At 63.6% G+C, this 23395-nt stretch carries 18 protein-coding genes and 2 tRNA genes; 13 read left to right on the plus strand and 7 right to left on the minus strand.

What is annotated here, in order from left to right; all coding sequences use genetic code 11:
* Positions 1-35: 35 nt before the first annotated feature.
* The gene (gene rpsA / locus VF769_RS14685) at positions 36-1727 is read right to left on the minus strand and encodes a 30S ribosomal protein S1 (protein WP_331009174.1); all 1692 of its coding nucleotides are present in this window, start codon (positions 1725-1727) and stop codon (positions 36-38) included.
* 304 nt (positions 1728-2031) lie between these two features.
* Entirely contained in the window at positions 2032-2661 is a 630-nt protein-coding gene (gene cmk / locus VF769_RS14690; protein WP_331009175.1) for a (d)CMP kinase, read from the minus strand.
* Between the two features lie 98 nt (positions 2662-2759).
* On the opposite strand from cmk, the gene VF769_RS14695 reads away from it, so the two are divergent.
* From VF769_RS14695 to VF769_RS14705, 3 genes are all read left to right on the plus strand, one after another.
* Positions 2760-4256 carry a tetratricopeptide repeat protein gene (locus tag VF769_RS14695; RefSeq protein ID WP_331009176.1) on the plus strand — a complete coding sequence of 499 codons (1497 nt, stop codon included), beginning with the start codon at positions 2760-2762 and terminating at the stop codon, positions 4254-4256.
* 103 nt (positions 4257-4359) lie between these two features.
* Positions 4360-5862 carry an NAD(P)/FAD-dependent oxidoreductase gene (locus VF769_RS14700; protein ID WP_331009177.1) on the plus strand — a complete coding sequence of 501 codons (1503 nt, stop codon included), beginning with the start codon at positions 4360-4362 and terminating at the stop codon, positions 5860-5862.
* 61 nt (positions 5863-5923) lie between these two features.
* A complete protein-coding gene (locus tag VF769_RS14705) occupies positions 5924-7177 on the plus strand; it encodes a dicarboxylate/amino acid:cation symporter (RefSeq protein ID WP_331009178.1) in 1254 nt (417 codons plus the stop codon).
* Here VF769_RS14705 and VF769_RS14710 read toward each other — a convergent pair.
* Together VF769_RS14710 and aroA are read right to left on the minus strand one after the other, a co-directional pair.
* Positions 7174-9453, minus strand: coding sequence for an ATP-binding protein (locus VF769_RS14710; protein ID WP_331009179.1), 2280 nt, complete (start codon positions 9451-9453; stop codon positions 7174-7176). The genes VF769_RS14705 and VF769_RS14710 overlap by 4 nt on opposite strands.
* An 89-nt stretch (positions 9454-9542) precedes the next feature.
* The gene (gene aroA / locus VF769_RS14715; protein WP_331009180.1) at positions 9543-10850 is read right to left on the minus strand and encodes a 3-phosphoshikimate 1-carboxyvinyltransferase; all 1308 of its coding nucleotides are present in this window, start codon (positions 10848-10850) and stop codon (positions 9543-9545) included.
* A 132-nt stretch (positions 10851-10982) separates the two neighbouring features.
* Between aroA and VF769_RS14720 the strand changes: the two genes are divergently transcribed.
* Complete coding sequence (locus VF769_RS14720) at positions 10983-11468, plus strand: TIGR02300 family protein (RefSeq protein ID WP_331009181.1); 486 nt, start codon at positions 10983-10985, stop codon at positions 11466-11468.
* An 85-nt stretch (positions 11469-11553) separates the two neighbouring features.
* A tRNA-Ala gene (locus tag VF769_RS14725) sits at positions 11554-11629 on the plus strand.
* Between the two features lie 44 nt (positions 11630-11673).
* Here VF769_RS14725 and VF769_RS14730 read toward each other — a convergent pair.
* The gene (locus VF769_RS14730; protein ID WP_331009182.1) at positions 11674-14001 is read right to left on the minus strand and encodes an enoyl-CoA hydratase-related protein; all 2328 of its coding nucleotides are present in this window, start codon (positions 13999-14001) and stop codon (positions 11674-11676) included.
* Positions 14002-14659: 658 nt separating this feature from the next.
* Between VF769_RS14730 and polA the strand changes: the two genes are divergently transcribed.
* Positions 14660-17539, plus strand: a complete 2880-nt coding sequence (gene polA, locus VF769_RS14735; protein ID WP_331009183.1) for a DNA polymerase I — start codon at positions 14660-14662, stop codon at positions 17537-17539.
* Between the two features lie 115 nt (positions 17540-17654).
* Here the strand turns inward: polA and VF769_RS14740 are convergent.
* Positions 17655-17744: transfer RNA gene (locus VF769_RS14740), tRNA-Ser, on the minus strand.
* Positions 17745-18039: 295 nt separating this feature from the next.
* Here VF769_RS14740 and rplU point away from each other — a divergent pair.
* From rplU to VF769_RS14755, 3 genes are all read left to right on the plus strand, one after another.
* Positions 18040-18345 carry a 50S ribosomal protein L21 gene (gene rplU / locus VF769_RS14745; protein ID WP_135211769.1) on the plus strand — a complete coding sequence of 102 codons (306 nt, stop codon included), beginning with the start codon at positions 18040-18042 and terminating at the stop codon, positions 18343-18345.
* Positions 18346-18385: 40 nt separating this feature from the next.
* On the plus strand, positions 18386-18655 hold the full coding sequence (gene rpmA, locus VF769_RS14750) for a 50S ribosomal protein L27 (RefSeq protein ID WP_331009184.1): 270 nt from the start codon (positions 18386-18388) through the stop codon (positions 18653-18655).
* A gap of 130 nt (positions 18656-18785) precedes the next feature.
* Positions 18786-19346, plus strand: coding sequence for a GNAT family N-acetyltransferase (locus VF769_RS14755; protein WP_331009185.1), 561 nt, complete (start codon positions 18786-18788; stop codon positions 19344-19346).
* A 2-nt stretch (positions 19347-19348) separates the two neighbouring features.
* Here the strand turns inward: VF769_RS14755 and VF769_RS14760 are convergent, their stop codons facing one another.
* A complete protein-coding gene (locus VF769_RS14760; protein WP_331009186.1) occupies positions 19349-19852 on the minus strand; it encodes a RipA family octameric membrane protein in 504 nt (167 codons plus the stop codon).
* Positions 19853-19992: 140 nt separating this feature from the next.
* On the opposite strand from VF769_RS14760, the gene VF769_RS14765 reads away from it, so the two are divergent.
* The 4 genes from VF769_RS14765 (at position 19993) to VF769_RS14780 (ending at position 23330) form a co-directional block, all read left to right on the plus strand.
* A complete protein-coding gene (locus tag VF769_RS14765) occupies positions 19993-21024 on the plus strand; it encodes an aspartate-semialdehyde dehydrogenase (protein WP_331009187.1) in 1032 nt (343 codons plus the stop codon).
* 259 nt (positions 21025-21283) lie between these two features.
* Positions 21284-21715 carry a GNAT family N-acetyltransferase gene (locus VF769_RS14770; protein WP_331009188.1) on the plus strand — a complete coding sequence of 144 codons (432 nt, stop codon included), beginning with the start codon at positions 21284-21286 and terminating at the stop codon, positions 21713-21715.
* A complete protein-coding gene (rarD, locus tag VF769_RS14775; protein ID WP_331009189.1) occupies positions 21712-22626 on the plus strand; it encodes an EamA family transporter RarD in 915 nt (304 codons plus the stop codon). The genes VF769_RS14770 and rarD overlap by 4 nt, the downstream gene beginning before the upstream one ends.
* Entirely contained in the window at positions 22623-23330 is a 708-nt protein-coding gene (locus VF769_RS14780) for a metallophosphoesterase family protein (protein ID WP_331009190.1), read from the plus strand. The genes rarD and VF769_RS14780 overlap by 4 nt, the downstream gene beginning before the upstream one ends.
* Positions 23331-23395: the final 65 nt, after the last annotated feature.

Here is a 23395-nt window from a genome sequence, read left to right on the forward strand (position 1 = left end):
CGCCGGGCCTTCTGGCATGTAATGCCGGGTACGGCTTATTGCTTGTTCTTCAGCGCCGCACCGAGGATGTCGCCGAGCGAGGCGCCGCTGTCGGACGAGCCGAATTGCGCGATCGCTTCCTTCTCGTCGGCCAGTTCCATAGCCTTGATCGAGAGCGAGACCTTGCGGCTCGCGCGATCGAAGCCGGTGACCATGGCGTCGATGCGGTCGCCCTTGGAGAAGCGGTCAGCGCGCTGCTCCTGACGATCGCGCGACAGGTCCGACTTGCGGATGAAGCTGCGCAGGGCGTTGCCTTCGCCGAACGCGACCTCGATGCCGCCCGTGGCGACGTCCACCACTTCGACCGTGATGATCTGGCCGCGCTTGAATTCGGCGTCGGACATCGGGTCGCTGGCGACTTGCTTGATGCCAAGCGAGATGCGCTCCTTTTCAACGTCGACGTCGAGCACCTTGGCTTGAACCATGTCACCCTTGTTGAAGCGGGTGAGGGCTTCTTCGCCTTGGGCGTCCCACGCGATGTCGGAAAGGTGGACCATGCCGTCCAGTTCCGGCGTCAGGCCGACGAACAGACCGAACTCGGTCACGTTCTTCACTTCGCCTTCGATCACCGAACCAACCGGGTGTTCCGCGACAAACGCGTCCCACGGATTGGCTTGCACTTGCTTGATGCCGAGCGAGATGCGGCGCTTTTCGCCGTCGACGTCGAGCACTTGCACGTCGACTTCCTGAGAGGTGCTCAGGATCTTCGACGGGTGCAAATTCTTCTTGGTCCAGCTCATTTCGCTGACGTGCACCAGGCCTTCGACGCCCGGCTCGAGTTCAACGAAAGCACCGTAATCGGTGATGTTGGTGACGCGGCCGGTGAACTTGCCGCCGGCCGGGTACTTGGCGTCCACGCCATCCCACGGATCGTTCAGCAATTGCTTCATGCCGAGCGAAATGCGCTGGGTGTCCGGATTGATCTTCACGATCTGGACCTTCACCGTGTCGCCCACATTGAGCACTTGGCTCGGGTGGTTGACGCGCTTCCAGCTCATGTCGGTGACGTGCAACAGGCCGTCGATGCCGCCGAGGTCCACGAAGGCGCCGTAATCGGTGATGTTCTTGACCACGCCTTCGCGGATTTCGCCTTCCTTCAATTGGCCGACGATTTCAGCGCGCTCGGACGCACGCGATTCTTCCAGAACCGCGCGGCGCGAGACAACGATGTTGCCGCGCTGACGGTCCATCTTCAGGATCGCGAACGGCTGCACGATGTTCATCAGCGGGCCGACGTCGCGGACCGGACGGATATCGACTTGCGAACCCGGCAAGAACGCATTGGCGCCGCCGAGATCGACGGTGAAGCCGCCCTTCACGCGCCCGACCAGCGCGCCGTTCACGGCGTCGCCAGCGGCGAATGATTTTTCCAAACGCGTCCAAGCTTCTTCGCGGCGCGCCTTTTCACGGCTGACGACAGCGTCGCCGAGCGCATTTTCGATGCGGTCGAGATAGACTTCGACGATGTCGCCGGGCTTCGGTTGGCCCGCGCCGTCGTCGATGAGGAATTCACGGAGAGGGATACGGCCTTCGGTCTTGAGGCCGATATCAACGACTACGAAGTCGTGCTCGATTGCGACAACCGTCGCCGGGATCACCCGGCCTTCGATCATGCCGCGCGAACCGAGGCTTTCATTGAGGAGGGCCGCGAAATCATCACGGCTCGGATTGAGGGCTTCTACCGCCATACGTGTACTTACTCCGATACAATCAAAAAGGGCCGACCGGTTGGCTCCGGCGGTCTCGGCTGCACCATGCGGCCGTCCTTAGTCTCGATTTTTGCTCCCCCGTTTACGGGGGAGCTATCAGCGAAGCTGACTGAGGGGGCGACCGGTGAGAGAATTACCCCCTCCGCTTCGCTTCGCTCAGCACCTCCCCCGCAAGCGGGTGAGGACGTAACGCCAAACGGCCCGAGGGCCGGTCAGGCCCTGGGTCGTGCGGGCTCTATAGGCGTGGTGGCTGTGGGCAGCAATAGGCGCGACGGCGCCAATCTCAATGTGTCGCCCGTGCCGCGTCCACGATCTGGAACGCGGCGGCGGCTGCCTGCTCCACGTTAAGATCGGTCGTATCCAGCAAATGCGCGTCCGGCGCTTGACGCAACGGGGCGTCGGTGCGGCCCATGTCGCGGGCGTCGCGTTCTTGGATTTGTGCCTTCAAGGTCTCGAAATCGATTGTCTCGCCCCGGGCCTGAAGTTCTTTGAGGCGTCGTCCCGTGCGGGCGTCGAGCGAGGCGGTGATGAAGAGCTTCACGTCGGCGTCCGGGCAAATGATGGTGCCGATGTCGCGCCCGTCGAGGACGGCGCCGGCCGGATCGGCGGCGAAATCGCGTTGGGCTTTGAGCAGGGCGGCGCGCACGGCGGGCTGGGCGGCCACTTTGGAGGCCGCGGCGCCGGCGGCGCTGGAGCGGATGCGGTCCTGGTCGATCGCGGCCAGATTGAGCACTTGGGCGGCGGCGAGCGCTGCGGCTTCGTCGGCGGGATCGCCGCCCGCGTCGAGCACGGCCAAGCCCACGGCGCGGTAGAGCGTGCCGGTGTCCAGAAGCTTCAGCCCATACCGGGCGGCCAGATGTTTGGCGACGGTGCCCTTGCCTGAAGCAGTAGGTCCATCGACGGCGATAATCATGCAGGCGGTTTATGTGCGAACGGGAGCGGTGGGAAGTCAGCGCTTCCGATTGTCTCGGTCTGCGCTATCGTGACCTCGGGTTGTGCGATGGAGGGGTGATGCGCGGCTGGATTCTTGGGGCGATGGTGCTGTGGGCGGCAGCGACCGGCGCCTCCGCCAATGAGTATGCTCTTTCGCGAGCCCGCACGCTGTACGGCCAAATGCTGCAGGAAGGGCAGTGCGAAGTCGCTCTGCCCGCTGCGCGCGAGTTTTGGCGCACTACAGATTTCTCCACGCTGCCTGAGTCGGCGCGCGCGGATTTTTTGCGTGAGATTGTGCGATGCGCCTGGGAATTGCGCGATCAACGGGCCGCGGTGGAGGCGGCGCGGGCCGCTGGCGAGCTTGGAGCGCCGTGGACCGATCTTCTGCTCACATATATTGGAATGTCGTTCGAGGACGATCAACTCACGGTCGACTCGTTCTTAGCGCTGTCAGAGAACAATCAGCGCGCGCTGTCGGAATTGCCATCGCGTCTTGCGTGGGGCGTTATTCGCGCTGCCAAGAAGCTCGATGAAGACGACGCTGCTGCGTTGCGTGTTCATGACATACTGGCTCGCACCAATTATCTGCCGCCCGAAAACCCCAACGATGATTACCTCCGCATGGATCATGCGCGTCTTCTTCTTCGGGCTGGGATGAACGAGCGCGCGTCAGTTAGACTTGAAACGATCACCTCACCACGTCTCATCATGACGATGCGTGTCGATCGTACATTTGATGCGTTGCGCACCGAGGCGTTTCAGGGCCGGCTAGATGTCCTGGCCGCCGCTGAAGCTGACCTTGAGCGCGCGCAGCGCGCTCAAACGGCCGACGCCCGCAAATTGGCCTTAGTGGTGGAGTTGGGGCAGGCGTTTCGTGCTCTCGGCCGCTTCGAAGAGGCTCGAGCTTTGCTCGATCGCCACATAAAACGTGCGCAATCGGCTGACGGCCCATCCGTCTATTCCGACATCGAAGAGCAGCTGAACTGGGCGCTGAACGAACTTGCTTACGTCTATTATGACCTTGGCCGCGCTGCTGAAGCACGTGAGACGTTTGGCCTCTCGATCGCCGTTGGCGAGGATGGCGAATGGAGCGTGAGCCAAGTCATCAACTTCGCATCCATGCTTGAATCGGAGGGGCGGGGCGCTGACGCTTTGGAGGTTCTGCGGACAACCGGACGAGCCTCGCCCTACGGCGATATGTGGGTGGCGTCGGTGCGGGTTTGCGCAGCGGATCAAACGGGCAATCGCCGTTTGCGTGATGAGGCGCTTGCCTTCGTCCGGGAACACGAAGCTGACAATCGGGCCGCCGCCGCGCGCGCGCTTCTTTGCGTGAATGACATTGAGGGGGCCGCAGCGGCCTACATTCGTCGCCTTGCAGACGAAGAATCACGAGCGGACGCCCTGCTTGCGCTGCAGGACTACCCAGAGCGCTCAGACGCCGTGTTTCCCCGCGACGACATCCTACGTCAGCGCCTGGAAATGGTGCGTGATCGCGCAGACGTGCGCGCAGCCATCGAAGCTGTCGGGCGCGTAGAGCAGGTGCCGTTACGGGGCGTGTATTGGGGTGATTTCTGAGCGCGCTTGCGGCTGCTCAGAGAATCTACGTTGACGCGTGTCAAACTTGCGAGTGACGCCGTGTCACGATTTACTGCCTATCAGAACACATAGGGAGCGGCACATGGCCAGCGAGCATTTCGACGTCCTGATCGTGGGCGCTGGCCTAAGCGGCATCGGCGCCGCCTATCATCTACAAAAGAACTGCCCCGACAAATCCTACGTCATCCTCGAGGGTCGCGAGGCGATCGGCGGCACCTGGGATTTGTTCCGCTACCCCGGCATCCGCTCCGACAGCGACATGTACACGTTGGGCTATGCGTTCAAACCGTGGACCGAGCAGAAGGCGATCGCCGACGGCCCCTCGATCCGCAAATACGTGAACGAGACGGCGCGCGAGAATGGCATCGATCAGCACATCCGTTTTGCGCACCAAGTGAAGCGCGCATCGTGGTCGACGCAGGATGGGCGCTGGACCATTGAAGCCGAGCATGATGGCGAACGCAAAAGCTTCACCGCAAAATTCGTCATGATGTGCGCGGGTTACTATCGCTACGATGAAGGCTACACGCCGAACTTCGAAGGCGTCGGCGACTTCAAAGGCCAGATCATCCACCCGCAACATTGGCCGGAGAATTTGGATTATGCCGGCAAGCGGGTGATCGTGATTGGTTCGGGCGCGACGGCAGTGACGCTGGTGCCGTCGCTGACCGATAAAGCCGCGCATGTGACCATGTTGCAGCGCTCGCCCACCTATATGGTGTCGCAGCCGGCCGAAGACGCCGCCGCGAATTGGCTGCGTCGCTGGCTGCCGGAAAGCGTCGCTTACGACATCACCCGCTTCCGCAAAGTCGTGTTCCAGCAGCTCTTTTTCCGCCTGGCGCGGGCGCGACCAGCCAAGACCAAGGAGCGTTTGCTGGGGCTGCTGCGTGAACAACTCGGGCCGGATTACGACCTCGATACGCATTTCACGCCGCGCTACAATCCATGGGAAGAGCGGCTTTGCCTGGTGCCGGACAACGACATGTTCCTGGCGATCAAGCAAGGCAAAGCCTCCGTCGTCACCGACCATATCGACCGCTTCACCGAGAAGGGCATCAAGCTCAAGTCCGGCCAAGAGCTGGAAGCCGACATCATCGTCACAGCCACTGGGCTCAATCTGCAGATGATGGGGGGCACGGAATTGGTGGTCGATGGCGAGAAGGTCGATACCGGCAAGACCTACGCCTACAAGGGCGCGATGTTCTCCGACGTGCCGAATTTGGTTTCGGTGTTTGGCTATACAAATGCGTCCTGGACGCTGCGCGCGGATTTGATCAGCGAATATGCCTGCCGCCTGATCAATTATCTCGACGATTACAACCTCGACCAAGCGACGCCGCGCATGAATCTGGAGCATGTCGAGGAAAAGCCGTTCGTGGATTTCTCGTCCGGCTATTTCCAGCGCGCCAAGCACCTTTTGCCGAAGCAAACGACGATGGCGCCATGGAAACAGAATCAATCCTATGTCCACGACATGATGGATCTGCGTTACGGCGCGCTCGAGGACGGCGTGTTGGAGTTCAAGAAAAAGCCTGTCACGGTCGAAGCCAGTGCGCCGCGAGCGCGTCCGGAACCGGTGGCCTGACCACGCTGGCGCGGCGTTCAGGCCTGGGCTACCAGCGTAGCGGGTCAGGCCGGGGGCGCTTTTGAAACGTATCAGTTTGCTCGTACTCGCAGGCCTCGTCGCGGGCATCATTGTCGGCGAGATGGCGAAGGCGAGCGCCAATCCAACGGTGATCAGCGCTGTTGAAGTGATCGAAGCGTTCGGCGGGCTTTGGCTGAACACGCTGCGCATGACGGTCGTGCCGCTGGTGGTGTCGCTGCTCATCGTCGGCGTCGCGTCCGTCGCGGATACGGCCAAGACCGGCGGGCTTGTCGCGCGAGCGGTGCTGCTGTTCACCTTTTTGATCTTCTTGGCCGGCGCCTACGCCACCGCGGCTATGCTTGGCCTGCTTGAGCTGTGGCCGGTCGATGGCGCCGCAGCTCAGGCCTTTGTGGCAAGCGTTGGCGGCGACGCGGTGACCATCACCGAGCCGCCAACCTTCGTTTCGTGGCTGCAGGGCTTAGCCCCGTCCAATCCGGTGACCGCCGCCGCCGAAGACGCGGTGTTGCAAGTGGTCGTGTTCTCGATCTTCTTCGGCTTCGCCGTGACGAAGCTGGACGTGGGTCTGCGTGATCCCATCGTCACTTTCTTCCGCGCCGTCTCTGCGGCGATGATCGTGATCGTGCGGTGGGTGCTGATAGCGGGGCCGTTCGGCGTCTTCGCCCTGGGCACGGGCGTCGGCTTGCGCGCCGGCTTCGAGGCGGCCGGCGTGCTCACGCAATATGTCATCATCGTTTCGGCTGTGACGCTGGGCATCACCATTGTCGCATGGCTGCTTGCGGTGAGTTGGGGGCGTCAACCGATTGGCCGCTTCACCGCGGCCGCGGCGCCCGTGTGGGCCATCGCGGTGTCCACACAATCGTCGCTCGCGTCGCTGCCGGCGATGCTCGATGCGGCGCTGCGCGGTTTGGACATCCCCGCGCGTATCGCCGATGTCGTGCTGCCGCTAGCGGTCGCCGTGTTCCGCTTCACCAGCCCGGTCGCGAATTTGGCCGTGGTCTATTTCTGCGCCCATCTCTATGGCATCGAGCCGACGCCGTTTCAGATTGGCGTCGGGCTGGTCGTCGCCTACGCCGTGTCGATCGCGGCGGTGGGTTTACCGGGGCAGGTGTCGTTCATCGCCTCGATCGCGCCGATCTGCTTGGCGATGGGTGTGCCGACGGAATTGCTCGGCATCCTGATCGCGGTCGAGATCATCCCCGACATCTTCCGCACGCTCGGCAACGTCACCGGCGATCTCGCGGCCACCGCGATACTGTCGCGCAAGGATAAGCCCGACACGGACGCGGCGGCCTAAGCGGCGACGTCGCGGGCGCTTGTGTCGTTGGCGACAGCCGGCGGCGCGTGCGCGGGGATGCGCAGCGTGAACGCCGAGCCTTTGCCGAGCGCGCTCTTCAGCGTGACGTCGCCGCCCATTAGGCGCGCGAGGCGGCGGGTGATGGCGAGACCGAGGCCGGTGCCGCCATAGGCCCGCGTCGTTGTGGCGTCGGCCTGCACGAACGGTTGGAACAGCCGGGCCTGCGCTTCGGGCGCGATGCCGATGCCGGTGTCGATCACCTCGAACACCAGCCAAGCCGCGCCGTCCGCGATTTCACGATGGGCGCGCAGTTTCACGTGTCCGTCCTTGGTGAATTTGGCGGCGTTCGCCATCAGGTTCAGCAAACATTGGCTGAGTTTGAAGCCATCTGTCTGCGCCACGCCGAGCGGCGCCAGCACATCAACGGAGATCGCGTTGCCGTTGGCGGCGGCGCTTGGCGTCACCGTGCCGATCACCTCCTGCACCAGACCTTCGACATTGATTGTTTCGATCGCCAGCATGGCGGCGCCGGCTTCGATCTTCGAGAGATCGAGGATGTCGTTGATCATCGCCAGCAGGCGATGTGCGGCGCTGTGAATGCGCTTGAGGTCGTCCACTTCGTCGTCCGCGCCGCGTTCTTCCGCCGCTTCCATCAGCATCTCGTCATAGCCAATGATGGCGTTGAGCGGCGTGCGCAGCTCATGGCTCATGGTGGCGAGGAATTGGGATTTGGCGATGTTGGCTTGCTCGGCGGCCACGCGCGCCTTGTCGAGTTCTGCGAAGGCGCGCTTCAGTTCGATGTCGCGCTGAGCGATCTCATTCAGGATGAAGCGCAGACGCTGGTTCGGGCTCTCGCGTCGGCGGTCATTGGCAACGGCGCCGCCTTGGCCGGCGAGAATTTCCTCCGCGCGACCGACTGCGTCCAGCATGCTGCGTCGGCTGCGATAGATCAGCAGGGCGATTAGCAGCAGTCCGGAAAAGAGCACACCGCCCAGAACGATGGCCAGCTGCGCCGCCTGAAGCGACTTGGCCTGGATCTCCGAGCGCATCGCCTGCGCTTCGGCGCGTTGCTCCGCGGCGGCGACTTCGCTTTCGAGATTGGCGCGCAATTCGCGTACGCCGTCATTGAAGCGCGTCATGGAGAGTCGCTCGGCCGCCTCATGCGCGCGCAACAGTGCGGCGAAGGCCTCGGCATGGCGGCCCTCGGCGCTCAGCACCTCGGGTTCGATGATGTCGAGACGTTCGGTGAGCCCGGGATCGCCACGCGCCGCGGCTAGCGCGCGCAGGGACTCAAAGGCCGTACGGGCTTCGTCCGCGCGTCCAAGCCGCGCCAGTGCGTGGACGTGGAACAGAAGCAGCCGGCTCATATATTCTGTCGGCGCGTTGGCCATGGCGCGGCCGGTCTCGCTGCATTGCAGCGACGCCTGGTAGTGGCCGGCGAGAAAATTGACCTTGGCGCACAGCAGATTGGTGAAGAATAGATCGGAAGGCTGACCAGCGCGCTCGGAGATTTGACGGTGGATCGCCACGAGCCGTAGCGCCTCGTCATGGGCGCCCGCCTGCGCGAACATGCTCGCGAGGTTGTTCACGATGACGGAGCCGTCCACTGGTTTGCCGCTCTCGGTGTCCAGCTCCACGGTCGTCTCCAAATGCTGGAGCGCTGTGCGATAATCGCCGATGCGCGTGGCGTTATAGGCGAGGGCGTCATGCAGTCCGGAGCGCAACGAGCGCGTAGCGCTGCTGTCGGGGAGATCCACGAGCCCGGCCCGGGCGGCTTCGACGGCGTTCGCGAACAAGCCGAGATCGGTGAGCGCATAGGCGTGCAGGCGTTCGCCCGCCGCACGCACCATCGGATCGCGTTCTTGGGCCATCATCTGCGACAGATTGCGACGCGCGGAAACGTAGTCGCCGTCGAGCGCCGGCGCATAGGCGCGCAGAACGTCCGCGAGCGCACGGAAGCGACGGCTGCTCTGCGCTTCCGCTTCGCGTTCGAGCGCGGCCAGCGAGCGTAGGGCGGCTTCGCCATCGGAGGCGACGTAGTCGTCCGAAGCCAGGTCATAAAGCGCTTGGAGTCGTTCCTGGCCGTGCAGTCGGCCCAGCTCCGCCTCGCGCTCGCGCCGCACATCCTGCGTGATGAACAAATTGCCGGCCGCGATGCGGCGCGCCAGCGCTTCGCCGCGCACGATCCAGTCGGCGCTGTCTTGCGCCTGGGCGGTCCCGGCAAAGCAGATAACAAGCGCGCACGCCGATAGCGTGCGCATCACCCTGGCGAACATTGGCCCCACCTGTTTTGGCGCGACTATGGCCGACGGGCCGTTAAGGGAGGCGCCTAGGTGTTAGGTAAAATTCAGATTTACCCTAAGCCTCAGACTTGTTCGATGTCGGCGCCCAAGCCGCGCATGAAGGCGGTGAACCCAGGGAACGAGGTGCCGATCATGTCGGCGTCATCGACGACGATCGGCTCTTTCGACGCCAAGCCCATCACCAGGAACGACATCGCGATGCGATGATCGCCCATGGTGCGGATCTGCGCGCCGCCGCGCACGCTCTTGCGTCCGCGTCCGCGCACCACGAGCCCGTCTGGGAGCTCTTCGACATCCACGCCGCACGCGCGCAGCCCTTCGACCATCAACGAGATGCGGTCGCTCTCTTTTACGCGCAGTTCGGCGGCGCCCGTTATGCGCGTCTCGCCGTCCGCGAATGCGCCGATGGCGGCCAGAATGGGAAACTCGTCGATCATCGACGGTGCGCGCTTCGGCGGCGGAGTGACGCCCACCAAATCGCCGCCGCTCACGACGATGTCGGCGATCGGCTCCCCGATCGGATCGCGCCGCTCTTCAAAGCGCAGCTTTGCGCCCATCTCAAGCAGCGTTTCGTAGAGTCCTAGGCGCAGCGGGTTGATCAGCACGTCCTGAACGCGCACCTCGGACTTCCCGGTGATCAGCGCCGCCGCCACCGGGAACGCCGCCGAAGAGGGGTCGGCCGGCACATAGACGTTCGCGGCCGTGAGCGCGCTGGCGCGCACGCGCGGGTGCAGCCCGCCATCAATTTCCGCGCTGTCGATATTGGCGCCGAACACGCCGAGCATGCGTTCCGTGTGATCGCGCGATCGCTCCGGCTCGATGACGATAGTGTCCCCCTCGGCGCGCAGACCTGCCAAGAGAACAGCGGACTTCACCTGCGCGGACGAGACCGGCGAGCGGTATGTAATGCCCTTGAGCTGGCCGCCGTGCACGATCAGCGGCAGCCGATTTTCGACTCCGTCAAAGCGCGCCCCCATCTGCGAGAGCGGCGCGACGACCCGGTTCATAGGGCGCTTGCGCAGCGATTGGTCGCCGTCGAAACGCGCGCTCAGCTTGTAGCCGGCGACAGCGCCCATCAATAGCCGGACCGCCGTACCCGAATTGCCGCAATCAATCGTTTCGGCCGGCTGGCGGAAGCCTCCCGCCCCGGTCACGACCCAACGCCCCGGCGCGATCTGGTCGACCCCCGCGCCCAGTTGGCGCACGGCCTGGGCCGTATTGAGCACATCGGCGGCCTCCAAGAGCTCCGTGACCTCGGTCTTTCCGGTGGCGAGAGCCCCGAAGATCAGCGCGCGATGGGAGATGGATTTGTCGCTCGGCGGGCGGACTTGGCCGTTGAGCAGGCGTACGGAACGCGCCCTGAGACGCATGGGAAGAAGCCCTCTGTGCGGGGAGACTGAAAAGGGAACGACAAAGCTTTTGACAGGCGCGCCGGACGGTGGCAAGCGAGCGCCCCGCGTGAAGGGTGTGGAATCCTTTGCGCTAGGCGAATGGAGAGGCGTTTGGCCAGGACCGACTTGGGCGACAAGCAAGTCTGCCCCAATTGCGGCGCGAGATTTTACGACCTGCGCAAGCGCCCGGCCGTATGCCCCAAATGCACCACCGCTTTTGACCCGGCCGAGGAGGGCGTGCGCGCCCGCCGCACCCGGTCGCGCGTGACCACGCATGACCCGGCGCTCGAGGACGATGAGGACGAAGTCGACGCCAAGAAGAAGGGCGGCGACGACGAGGACGAGGAAGAAGAGGTCGAAGAGGCCCCCGAACTCGACGCCGAGGACGCCGAAGCCGAGCCGCTCATTAGCGACGACGAGGAAGAGGACGTTAAGGCCAGCGACGACGATGAGCTTCCGGAGGGCTTTTCGGAAGACGAAGGCGACGTCGGCGATGACGCCGATGACGACACCGTGCCGCTGATCGATGATGAAGAAGAATTCGACGAGGACGAATTGGGTGTCCCCGACGCGGACGATGATGACGGCAACCGATAAGGTCGCTTGACGAATGTGGCGCGGGGGCTAGTTTCCGCGCTTCCCAAGTCCGGGTGCTTCGGTTCGCTGAAGCGCTGGCGACGATGGGCCCTTAGCTCAGCTGGGAGAGCGCCTGCATGGCATGCAGGAGGTCAGCGGTTCGATCCCGCTAGGGTCCACCATTTTCCCACAATCCGGTTTTTGGCCCATTCCGGGTTGCGTGCGCCTACTTGCCGGTCCAGCGCGGCGGGCGCTTCTGCGCGAACGCCAACGGCCCTTCACGCATGTCGGCGGATTTGAAGAGCGCGCGCACGGCCGGCGCTTGGCTCTGCGCCGCATACGCTTCGGCGATATCCGCCGTGGCCAATCCGTTGCGTACAATCTCCTTTGACGCACGCAGCGACATCGGGCTCACCGCCATGATCTCATCGGCCCAGCGCCGCGCGACCGCCATCAGCTGATCCGCCGGCGCAATCTCGTTGACGAAGCCCAAGGCGTGGCCTTCTTCGGCGCTGACGCGCCGCCCCGTCAGGATCATGCCCATCGCTTGCTTCAGCCCAATTTGCTGCGGCAGCCGCAACAAGCCGCCCGCCAGCGCCGCAAGCCCGACTTTCGGCTCCGGCAACGCGAATGTTGCTTTGTCCGACGCGATGATCAGGTCGCACGCCAGCGCGATCTCAAAGCCGCCGCCCATGGCCACGCCATTCACCGCCGCGATCAGGGGCTTGTTCAAATCGAAGCGCGAGGTGATGCCGGCAAAGCCCGATACCGGCGTTTCCAACGGTTCGCCGCGCGCCATGCGCCGCGCCGTTTCCTTCAGATCATTGCCCGAGGAAAACGCGCGATCGCCCGCGCCCGTCAGGATGGCGACCCATTGCTCGGGATCGGCGGCGAACTCGTCAAAAATCTCCGCCAGCTCCGCGTTCGTGTCTGGGTCAAGCGCGTTCATCGAGTCGGGGCGATTGATCGTCACGATCGTCAGATGCCCGTCCTTTTCGACAAGACAGCCTTTGCGTTCGCGACGGCGCGGCTCTTTGCCGAGATTGAACGTCGGCTTGCCGAACACGTCGATCTGCACATGGCCGCCCGCGCCAATCGCCGACTTGCTCATCGAGGTCAGCGCTTCGATGGTCGCGCGATCTTCCGCTGGCGTCCGCGCCATCACCCGCGCGCCATCCGGCGTGCGCGCAATGACGATGCCGGACAGCGGCCCGCCATCGCGCGCGTAGGTCACGGTGTAGGTCTCTATCGTCACCGGCCCCGCATAATTCTCGGCCAGCGGCGGCACAGGCCCGCGCGCCGCGTCCGCAATCGTCTGCACCGAATAGTCTGTCGCCATTGGCGCCGGCGGCGGATTGGTGCTCACGATCAGCGCGTGATGCTTGTTCACATAGCCGCCCTGGCCATAGATCAGGCCAAGCTCACCGGGATGCGCGCGCAGCGCCCGCGCCATGCCTGCAATCGCGTGGCTCATATAATTGTTGAGCGGTCCGCCGAAGAAGGTGAGGCCGCCCGCGACCGTTGGCGCGACCTTGTTCGCGTCGAGCCCCAAAGTCCGCAGCGCCATCTTCGGCACCACCGGGAAGCAGCTATAAAGCTCCATGTGTTTGAACTTGGCTGCATCGCCGCCCGCGAGCGTGACCGCTTTGTCCAACACTGCTTGCTGCGCCGTCGAATGATCGTAGCGATCGCGCAGCAGATAATCTTCCGGCTCAATCGCCGACGCGCCGCCCCAAATGTGGATCAGCGTGTCGTCGGCGATCCCCAAGTCGCGCGCCTTGGCGAGGCTCATCACCACGATCGCCGCGCCTTGGTTCACCGAAGGATTGGCCACCATCAGCTTCGGGTAGGGCCAATTGATCATGCGGTTGTCGGCGCTGACTGTCTCGATGGTCTCAGCGCTTGGCGAAGTCTGGATCCACGCTGACGGATTGGTCGCCGCCACTTCCGCGTAGCGCGCCCACAGCTGCGCTGACTCGCGCTGCGCCTGCGCTGGCGTCTGCCCCCAGGCGACCTGCGTCGCGTTTTCGTAGAAGGGATAAACTTGCGCCGGGTCCATGATGCCGAGCTGCTTGGCGACATCGCTCATCGCAAACCGGCTTGAGGGGAACCGCACGGTCTCTTCAGGTTTCGCGGCGCGCGTCCACGGTAATTTCGCGCCTTGCTTGCGGGCGCGTCCGCTTGAGCTGCTCGACTCGCCGCCGACGATCGCGGCCACCAGCGCTTCACCCTTGGCGATCCGGACCGCCGCTTCGTGCACCAGACGCACCGGCGTTTCGCCGCCCATGCTCGCATTCACGCGTTCCGCGGGCGCGATGCCAAGCTTCTCGCAGAGCAGCGCCACCGGGTCGCGATAAGGCCAACTGATCAATCCGATCAGGCTGATCAGGTTGATCTCCGGCGCCAGCGCCGCGCCTGCGTCCGACTCGCACGCCCGAATCGCGCGCTCCATGAGCGCCACCGGCTCCAGCGACACATCGAGCGAAGCGGGCCGATCCACGTATTCGCCGACCGCGGCGATAACAGGAATTCGCTTCGGATCTTGCGCGCTCATCTCGGGCATCCTCACAATTTCGCGTGACGCTACCTACGAAGCCTGGATTGTAAAAGCCTGCCGCCTGGGAAGGCGCTGCGGATTGTGGGAGGATGAGGCGTTGGACGCATGACCCGTTGGATTGTTGGCCTCCTCGCGCTCGTTGGCGCTTGCGCTATCGCGGCGGCGGCTACGTTGTGGCTCTCCGCTCGTCCTGTTCTTGAGCAGGCGAGAGCGGGCTACGCGAGCTTACCGCTGGAATCCCAGTGCGAGCGAGCGCCGAACGCGTACCCATCAGATCACCCGCGATCGTTCCGCGCGCTACAATCGGATCGTGACGTTGAACTTGGCGTCTATCGTCATGCCTGCGCTGCGGCGGGGCTAGGGCGATCGTGCGCATACGTAACGGGCGGCTTGCGGCAGCTGGGATTCTCGATTTATCGCGGAGCCTATCTATCGCAGTGCGAAATGCGCGCTGTGAACATGCACGGCGACACACCCTTGCATGCGGCGCTGCAGTACCTGTACCCCGATCGTGCCGCCGCTTCGCTTAGCGAGCGGGAGCTGACCTGCGTGGCGATCGCTGCGCGGGCAGGCGTCCGTCAAGTCTGTCGCATCGAGGCGGCCTGTTGCCCAAATTCGGGGGTGTCTGACACAACGGAAACCCCTAGATAGGGGCATGGCTAAATCGACTTCGCCCCGGCTCTTCCTGATTGACGGCTCCGGCTACATTTTCCGCGCCTATCACGCACTGCCGCCGCTGACGCGCGCGAGCGATGGGCTCTCCGTCGGCGCCGTCGCCGGCTTTTGCAACATGCTGTGGAAATTCCTGGAGGAGATGAAGGGCAGCGAGGCGCCCACGCACCTCGCCGTCATCTTCGACAAGAGCGAAGTGACGTTCCGCAACGCGCTCTATCCCGAATACAAAGCGCATCGTCCGCCGGCGCCGGAAGATCTGGTGCCGCAATTTCCGCTGATCCGTGACGCCACGCGCGCGTTCAATCTGCCGTGCATCGAAATGGGCGGCTTCGAAGCCGACGATCTGATCGCGACCTATGCGCGCCAAGCGGCGGCGGCGGGCGCTGTCGTGAAGATTGTATCCAGCGACAAGGATTTGATGCAGCTCGTCAGCGATGGCGCGATTCAGCTCTACGACCCGATGAAGCAAAAGCCGCTCGGCGTCGAAGCCGTGCTTGAAAAGTTCGGCGTCACGCCCGACAAAGTCATCGATGTGCAGGCCTTGATCGGCGACAGCGTCGACAACGTGCCCGGCGCCCCCGGCATCGGCCCGAAGACCGCTGCGGAATTGATGGCCACGTTCGGTTCGCTCGACGCGATCCTGGAGCGGGCCCACGAAATCAAACAGCCCAAACGCCGCGAAACTCTGATAAATTTCGCCGACCAAATCCGTCTCTCGCGCGAACTCGTCACCTTGAAGGATGACGTGCCGGTCGAGGAGAAGTGGGAGGATTTCGCCGTGCGCGAACCCGACCCGTCTATGCTGCTGCAATTCCTCGATGCGATGGAATTCCGCACGCTGGGGCGGCGCGTGCGCGAGCATTACGCTAAGGAGAAGGGCGCCCAGATCGTCGCGCAATACGCAGCGGGCGCCATGACGCCGGCGAGCGCCCTGCCGCATGCGAGTGGTGGCCCGGTGGTCGACGAAGTCGAAACTGAGTTCAAACGCGACGCCTACACGATCGTCCGCGATCTGCCCGCGCTCGAGCGTTACGTCGCGCGCGCCCTCAAGGCCGGCGCGGTCGGCATCGACACCGAAGCGGATTGCTTCGACGCCGCCCGCGCGCAGTTGGTTGGCATCGCGCTTTCGCTCGGCGCGAATGACGCGATCTACGTCCCACTTGGCCATCGCGGCACCGATCCGCGTGCGGGCGAATTGTTCGCCGCCGAACAACCCGACCCCGGCGCTTCGGGTGGCGACAGCGGCCCGCAAATCCCGTTCCCATCCGCGCTCGCGGCGTTGAAGCCGTTCCTGGAGGACGCTTCCGTCCAAAAAATCGGCCTCAACATTAAATGGGACATCGCGCTGTTCGCCAAGCATGGAATCACGCTCGCGCCCTACGACGATCCGATGCTGATCTCCTATGCGCTCTATGGCGGCATGGATGATCACGACAAAGCTTCGCTCATAGAAAAGCACCTTGGCCACCAGGTCGCCTCGCTTGCCGATGTCATCGGCAAGGGCAAAGCGCAAATCGGCTTCGAAGCCGCGCCCGTTGAGAAAGCCGCGATCTATTCCGCGGAGCATGCTGACGCTGCGCTTCGTCTTTGGCGCAAGCTGAAGCCGCTTCTCGCCAGCGAACGCCTCGTCACCGTCTATGAGACGCTCGAACGCCCGCTGCCGCCGGTGCTGGCGGCGATGGAGCGTGAGGGAATCAAGATCGATCCGCACATGCTGTCGCGCCTCTCCGGCGATTTCGCGCAGCGCATGCTGCAATACGAGCAGGAGGCGTACGGTTTCGCAGGCAAGGAATTCAATCTGGGTTCGCCCAAGCAACTCGGCGAAATTCTGTTCGACGAATTGAAGCTGCAAGGCGGCTCGAAAACCAAAACCGGCGCCTGGTCCACGGACGCGAGCATCCTCGAAGACCTCGCCGAGCAACACGAACTCCCAGCCAAAGTGCTCGAATGGCGCCAGCTCTCCAAGCTGCGCAGCACCTACACCGAAGCGCTCGGCCAAGCCATCAATCCGCAAACCGGCCGTGTACACACAAGCTACGCGCTCGCCTCAACCACAACGGGCCGGCTTTCGTCCAACGACCCGAACCTGCAGAACATCCCGATCCGCACCGAAGAAGGCCGCCGCATCCGCGAAGCCTTCATCGCCGAGAAGGGCAATCTACTGGTCAGCGCCGATTATTCGCAGATCGAACTCAGGCTGCTCGCGCACGTCGCCGACATTCCGCAGCTGAAGCAAGCCTTCGCCGACGGCATCGACATTCACGCGCGCACGGCGTCGGAAATGTTCGGCGTGCCGGTCGAGGGCATGCCGAAGGACATCCGCAACAACGCCAAGGCGATCAATTTCGGCATCATCTACGGCATTTCCGCCTTTGGCCTGGCGCGCAATCTCGGCATTGGCCGCGAAGAAGCGGGCGCGTATATCAAGCGCTATTTTGAACGCTTCCCCGGCATCCGCGACTACATGGAAACCACCAAGACGTTCGCGCGCGCCAACGGCTATGTGAAAACCATTTTCGGTCGCAAGATCTGGGTCAAAGGCGTGCAATCCAAGAACGCGCAAGAGCGCGCCTTCGGCGAACGCCAATCGATCAACGCGCCGCTCCAAGGCGCCGCCGCCGATATCATCCGCCGCGCCATGGTGCGTCTGCCCGACGCGCTCGCCCGCAGCGGCCTCAAAGCCCGCATGCTGCTCCAAGTGCACGACGAACTCGTGTTCGAGGCGCCGAAGGAAGAAGCCGACGCGCTGTGCAAACTCGCGAAAACCGTGATGGAAGCCGCGCCAGAGCCGGCGGCGGCGCTCAGCGTGCCATTGACAGTGGAAGCGAAAGCGGGCGCGACGTGGGGAGCCGCGCATTAATTGGACCGCCGGTGTTTTCGCTCTGCCGCCCGTCCCGCACTAAATGAACTGCCGATCGCGTTCCCGCGGACCTACCCGAAGGCCCAGTGCGACGATTAGGCGAGAAGGAGCAATCTGGCGGAGAGGGTGGGAGTCGAACCCACGGTACCCTTGCGAGTACTCCGCATTTCGAGTGCGGTGCGATAGACCACTCTGCCACCTCTCCGGAGCGCGTGGGTTTAGTGGAAGGCTCGCACGGGATCAATCCGCCTTGTGTCGGTGTGAGGGGCGTCTCTTGCGTCTGCGCCCGCCAGGTCTCCGTGTCGCCTGGTCGGCGCCGGATACCGCCCGTCCGAACCCCGAAACGAGCCGCTGAAAACGCCAGAAAAGCTCTCCAAACGCGGTTGACGAGGGCTGGGCGCTGCCTCTATATCCCCGCTCCCCGCCCGCGCGAGCTTCGCTGCGGGCGCGTTTACGTTTTTCGGGGCGCGCCTTCGGGCGCGCTAACCAGGCAGGAAGTCATGTTCGCGGTTATCAAAACGGGCGGCAAGCAATACCGGGTGGCCAAGGACGACGTGATCGTCGTCGAAAAGCTCGAAGGCGATGCGGGCGCGAAGATCACCTTCGACAGCGTTCTGATGACGGGCGACGGCAGCACCGTGAAGCTCGGCAAGGACGTTGCCGGCGTGAAGGTCACGGGCGAGCTGATCGAAACCAAGAAGGGCGACAAGGTCACGGTGTTCAAAAAGCGTCGTCGCAACACCTATCGCCGCAAGATCGGTCACCGTCAGACCGAAAGCCACATCAAGATCACGGCCATCGGCTAAGCAAAGCCAACAGGCCCATTAAGGTTCGTACGAGGACGTCATGGCGCATAAAAAAGCAGGCGGCAGCTCTCGCAACGGTCGCGACTCGCAGGGTCAACGCCTGGGCGTGAAGCGTTTTGGCGGCCAGTCCGTCAATGGCGGCGAAATCCTCGTGCGCCAGCGCGGCACCAAATTCCATCCGGGCAATAATGTCGGCCTCGGCCGCGATCACACGCTCTTTGCCCTCTGTGAAGGCAAAGTGGCGTTCGCGACGAAACGCGACGGCCGCACGTACGTATCCATCGCGCCGATTATGGCCGCGGCGGAATAGGCGAAACGGAACGACTTCTCCGGATCGCCTGAACAACAGGGCGATCCGGTTCCCGAAATAGCGTGGGGCGCCCGGATCAAGGCGCCCCTTTTTTCATGCCCCGCGCTAGCCAGAGCCAAAGGAGGCTCGCATGCGGGACGTGATTGAGATCGAGACAGAACGGTTGCGGCTCAGGCCGCTGCGCATGAGCGATGCGGGCCGCGTGGCGCGCTTCGCCGGCGATCCCGGCGTCGCGCGCATGATTTTGCGCGCGCCAGTGCCGTATCTTGAATGCGCCGCCGAAGGCTGGATCATGACGCTCAACGCGCGCGCGCCGCTGGGCGCTGATTTCGTGTTCGCCGCGGATGTCGAGGGCGAAGGCTTGGTGGGCGTGATCGGCGCGCACAAGCGCGGGGATGACAGCTTTGAAGTCGGTTATTGGTTCGGCCGTCCCTATTGGGGCCAAGGCTACGCCACCGAGGCGTTGCGCGGCTTCGTCAGCGCGGCGCAAAGCTTGGGCCCGCTGCAGGCAGGTCACTTTGTCGATAACCCTGCGTCAGGCCGCGTGCTGGAGAAGGGCGGCTTCGCCTACACAGGCGAGACCGAGACCCTCTATTCGCTCGGGCGCAACGCCCGCGTGCCGGCAAAGCGCATGCGCTATGCGCCGGCGATGGAGCGGGGCGTGGGCGCCCGCGAGGCCGTCGCGTGCTGAGGTCAGCGCAGCCCGAGGCCCTGCAGGACGCTCGCGAAAGCGTCCTGCAAGCCGTCGAGCCATGTGCCGAAATCCACGCCGCCGACATGCACGGCGAAGAAGATCGCGTAGCCGAGAATGAAAAGCAGCGGCATCGCGCGCTCCATCGACCACCATTTAACGGCGCGCCGCTTGCCCGTGATCATCTCCCATTCGTCACGGATCGGGTGCACGCCAAGCGCATCTTCGAACGCATAGATGTTCTTGTACTTCGCGGCGAGCAGCGCGGTGTAATAGGAATTGGACGTGCGCCAAATGATGCAGGTGAACGCCAGCGCCAGCGCGCAGAGCGTGAACAGAACCGGATTGTCCATCCCCTCGGGGCTGGAGAGGAACCCCAGCGCGCCGATGCCGGCGAGGTTGAGGGTCGTGAACACGTTGGACAGCTCGCGGCGCGCCCTGCGCGCGTCGCGGACATCCTCGACCAGCAATTTGTAGATTTCCAGATTGGCGGCGGCGTCGACCATGATGCTTCCCCCGAAACGGCCGCGCCGATCCTAGATCGGCCGCGATCGTATTGTCTCCTCCCAGCTTGGAAAGAGGGGGGAGTTTCCTTAGGTAGCGAAGCACGCGGTTGGGCAGGAAGCCGGCCGTTGGAGGGATTTCGATGGGTTTGCGCGTAGCCGTCGTCGGCGCCACCGGCAATGTGGGTCGGGAAATGCTCACCATTTTGGAAGAGCGGCTGTTCCCGGCCGATGAGGTGATCGCCATCGCCTCGCGCCGCTCCGTCGGCGTGGAAGTCAGCTACGGCGACAAGACGCTGAAATGCAAAGACCTCGAAACCTTTGATTTTTCTGGCGTCGATCTCGTGCTCATGAGCGCCGGCGGGTCAGTGTCGAAGGAATGGTCGCCCAAGATCGGTGCGACGGGGGCTGTCGTCATCGACAATTCGAGCGCTTGGCGCATGGATCCGCGCGTGCCGCTGGTCGTGCCGGAAGTGAACCCGGACGCGGTGCTCGGCTATGACAAGCTCAACATCATCGCCAACCCGAATTGTTCGACCGCCCAACTCGTCGTCGCGCTGAAGCCATTGCACGACCGCGCCAAGATCAAGCGCGTCGTCGTCGCCACCTATCAATCCGTCTCCGGCGCCGGCAAGGACGCGATGGATGAGCTCTGGACGCAAACGCGCGGCCTCTTCGTCAATGACGAACTGGTGAAAGAGAGATTCACCAAGCAGATCGCCTTCAACGTCATCCCGCACATCGATGTGTTCATGGAGGACGGCTACACGAAGGAAGAGTGGAAGATGATGGTCGAGACCAAGAAGATCATGGATCCCTCGATCAAGCTCACCGCCACCTGCGTGCGTGTGCCAGTGTTCGTCGGCCATTCCGAAGCGATCAATGTCGAGTTCGAGAACCCGATCAGCGCCGAAGAGGCGCAGGAGATCTTGCGCGAAGCGCCGGGCGTCGTGCTGGTCGATCGCCGCGAAGACGAAGGCTACATCACGCCGGTGGAGGCCGTCGGCGAGTTCGCCACTTATGTTTCGCGCGTGCGTGAAGACACCACGGTCGAGAACGGCCTCTCGCTCTGGTGCGTCAGCGACAACCTCCGCAAGGGCGCCGCTCTCAACGCCGTGCAAATCGCCGAGCTCATGCTCAATCGCGGTTTGTTCAAGCGCTTGGCGGCGGCTTAGGACAGAGCTTCCGCGTCGCCCTTCGACAAGCTCAGGGCGACTCGGACTGAGCGCCTATTGGAAGGAAAGGCCCAAGCTCAGGGTGACGCTATTCTGGCATCGGCAATAAAGGAGCGTCACGCTCAGCCCGTCTAAGCGCGACGTCAGAGTCAGTTGTGAGCCGCGCTGACATGCTTTGTTACAAAACGTGTTGTGCGTTTCGCCGCTCAGCGCGTGCGGAATGCACGCGCGTTCCCTATCTGGAGCATGAGGGGAATGCATGGCCGCCATCGCGATCGAACAGCCGTCACAAACGGACATTGATATCATTCACGCCGTGCTGTCGGAGACCTATTGGTCGCCGGGCATCCCGCGTGAGGTTGTGGCGAAAGCCGCTGCCAATTCCATTTGCGCCATCGCGCGCGATCAAAGCGGCGCGTTGATCGGCTTTGCGCGTCTCGTCACCGATCGCGCCACCTTCGCTTGGCTCTGCGACGTGATTGTGCTGCCCGCGCACCAAGGCCAAGGCATCGCCCGCGATCTCGTGCGGGCATTCCAGGCGCATCCCGAACTTGGCAATCTCCGCCGCTGGTTGCTCGGCACACGCGACGCGCACGGCGTCTATGAGAAGCTCGGCTTTACCGCGATCGAAGAGCCGCATCGGCTAATGCATAAACGCAACACCAATCCTTACGGACTCCCCGCCGCATGACCGACGCCGCACTGCCAGTATCGCCATCGGACGCGGATCGTCGCGCCGGCTTTATCGCCGCTGCGTCCGCCTATTTAATCTGGGGCTTCCTGCCGCTCTATCTGAAGCTGCTCAGCTTCGCCGACGTGCGCGAGGTATTGGCGCAGCGTATCCTCTGGTGCGCGCCGGCCGCTCTCGCCGCCGTCTTCATTATGAGCGGTTGGCGGACAGGTCTGCGCGAACTCGCCGCCGCGTTCCGCCCGAAAATGTTCCTGACGCTGGTCGCGTCGGCCTTCTTCATCTTCTTCAATTGGGGCCTCTACGTTTGGCTGGTGCTGCAAGCCCGCGTCATTGAATCCTCGCTCGCGTATTTCCTCGCGCCGCTCGTCAGCGTCGCCGTCGGCGTGCTCTTTTTCAAAGAGAAAATACGCACGCCGCAGATCATCGCGCTCACGCTCGCCTTCATCGGCGTGATCGTGCAGGGGATCGCGCTCGGCGCGCCGCCTTGGGCCGCACTAGCGCTCTGCGGCACTTGGTCGGTGTACGCCGTCATCCGCAAGCGCGCCGCCGTGCCCGCGGCAACCGGGCTTTTCGTTGAAAGCATCGCGCTCGCGCCCGTCGCCGTGGGCCTGCTGATGTGGACGGCGAGCGACGTCCCGCTCGCGTTCAACAGCTCCTGGTCGCACCTGGGCTTGCTCGCCCTCGCCGGACCAGTCACCGCCATTCCTCTAATGGCGTTCGCCTTTGGCGCGCGCCGCGTCAGCTTCACCGCGCTCGGTCTGCTGCAATTCCTCGCGCCGACGCTTCAATTCGCGACCGGTTTGGCCTTCGGTGAACCCTTCACGACCTTACGCGCTGTTAGTTTTGCTCTGATCTGGGTCGGCCTTATCTTCTTCGCATGGGACACGTTGCGTCGCGCCAACACTCAATGAGTGACCGCATCTATTACGCCATCGGCGACGTCCACGGCGAAGCCGATAAGCTCGAACGCCTGCACGATGCGATTCGAGAAGATGCGCGGCGCGTCGGCGCGCGCCACATGATTGTCTTCCTGGGCGATCTCATCGATCGTGGGCCCGACAGCCGCGCCGTCGTCGCGCGCGCGATGAGGGCCGAAGCGGAAGGCGAGGCGATCGTCATCAAAGGCAATCACGAAGAGCTGATGATCCACGCCTATGAGCGCGACGAAACGTTGGGGCTCTATCATTGGGCCACCAATGGCGGCGACGACACGATCCGCTCCTATCAGCGGGCCAATGGCGCCCGCGAGCATTGGCGCGACGCCATTGACGCCGATCACGTGAAGTGGATGCGCGGCCTGTCCTCGATCGCCCGCGACGAGGCGCGCGGCCTCGTTTTCGTCCATGCCGGCATTGATCCCGCCCGCTTTCCCCAATGCCCAGACGGCATCCGCATCTGGACCCGCTCGCGCAAATTCTACAACGAACGCCTCTGGCCAAACCGCCCCGAATTGGAGGGGTTGATGGTCGTGCACGGCCACACGCCCACGCTGGACAAGGAGCCGGACATCAATCCGCGCCGCATCAATGTCGACACTGGCGCCTGCTTCGGCGGCCCGCTCACCTGCGCTGTGCTCGCGCCCGACGAAAAGCCGCGCTTCCTGCGCGCGTCATAGGCGCGTAGCTACGCCGCCTTCGACAAGCTCAGGCTGACGCTTGAGTTCGCATCACTGGCAAACTT

The organism is Vitreimonas sp. (assembly GCF_036392335.1).
Classification (GTDB): domain Bacteria; phylum Pseudomonadota; class Alphaproteobacteria; order Caulobacterales; family Aquidulcibacteraceae; genus Vitreimonas.

Excerpts from the sequence above, each read along its gene's own strand:
- rpsA (WP_331009174.1), bottom strand. The coding sequence starts at position 1,727 with ATGGCGGTAGAAGCCCTCAATCCGAGCCGTGATGATTTCGCGGCCCTC.
- cmk (WP_331009175.1), bottom strand. The coding sequence starts at position 2,661 with ATGATTATCGCCGTCGATGGACCTACTGCTTCAGGCAAGGGCACCGTC.
- VF769_RS14695 (WP_331009176.1), top strand. The coding sequence starts at position 2,760 with ATGCGCGGCTGGATTCTTGGGGCGATGGTGCTGTGGGCGGCAGCGACC.
- VF769_RS14700 (WP_331009177.1), top strand. The coding sequence starts at position 4,360 with ATGGCCAGCGAGCATTTCGACGTCCTGATCGTGGGCGCTGGCCTAAGC.
- VF769_RS14710 (WP_331009179.1), bottom strand. The coding sequence starts at position 9,453 with ATGTTCGCCAGGGTGATGCGCACGCTATCGGCGTGCGCGCTTGTTATC.
- aroA (WP_331009180.1), bottom strand. The coding sequence starts at position 10,850 with ATGCGTCTCAGGGCGCGTTCCGTACGCCTGCTCAACGGCCAAGTCCGC.
- VF769_RS14730 (WP_331009182.1), bottom strand. The coding sequence starts at position 14,001 with ATGAGCGCGCAAGATCCGAAGCGAATTCCTGTTATCGCCGCGGTCGGC.
- polA (WP_331009183.1), top strand. The coding sequence starts at position 14,660 with ATGGCTAAATCGACTTCGCCCCGGCTCTTCCTGATTGACGGCTCCGGC.
- rplU (WP_135211769.1), top strand. The coding sequence starts at position 18,040 with ATGTTCGCGGTTATCAAAACGGGCGGCAAGCAATACCGGGTGGCCAAG.
- rpmA (WP_331009184.1), top strand. The coding sequence starts at position 18,386 with ATGGCGCATAAAAAAGCAGGCGGCAGCTCTCGCAACGGTCGCGACTCG.
- VF769_RS14755 (WP_331009185.1), top strand. The coding sequence starts at position 18,786 with ATGCGGGACGTGATTGAGATCGAGACAGAACGGTTGCGGCTCAGGCCG.
- VF769_RS14760 (WP_331009186.1), bottom strand. The coding sequence starts at position 19,852 with ATGGTCGACGCCGCCGCCAATCTGGAAATCTACAAATTGCTGGTCGAG.
- VF769_RS14765 (WP_331009187.1), top strand. The coding sequence starts at position 19,993 with ATGGGTTTGCGCGTAGCCGTCGTCGGCGCCACCGGCAATGTGGGTCGG.
- VF769_RS14770 (WP_331009188.1), top strand. The coding sequence starts at position 21,284 with ATGGCCGCCATCGCGATCGAACAGCCGTCACAAACGGACATTGATATC.
- rarD (WP_331009189.1), top strand. The coding sequence starts at position 21,712 with ATGACCGACGCCGCACTGCCAGTATCGCCATCGGACGCGGATCGTCGC.
- VF769_RS14780 (WP_331009190.1), top strand. The coding sequence starts at position 22,623 with ATGAGTGACCGCATCTATTACGCCATCGGCGACGTCCACGGCGAAGCC.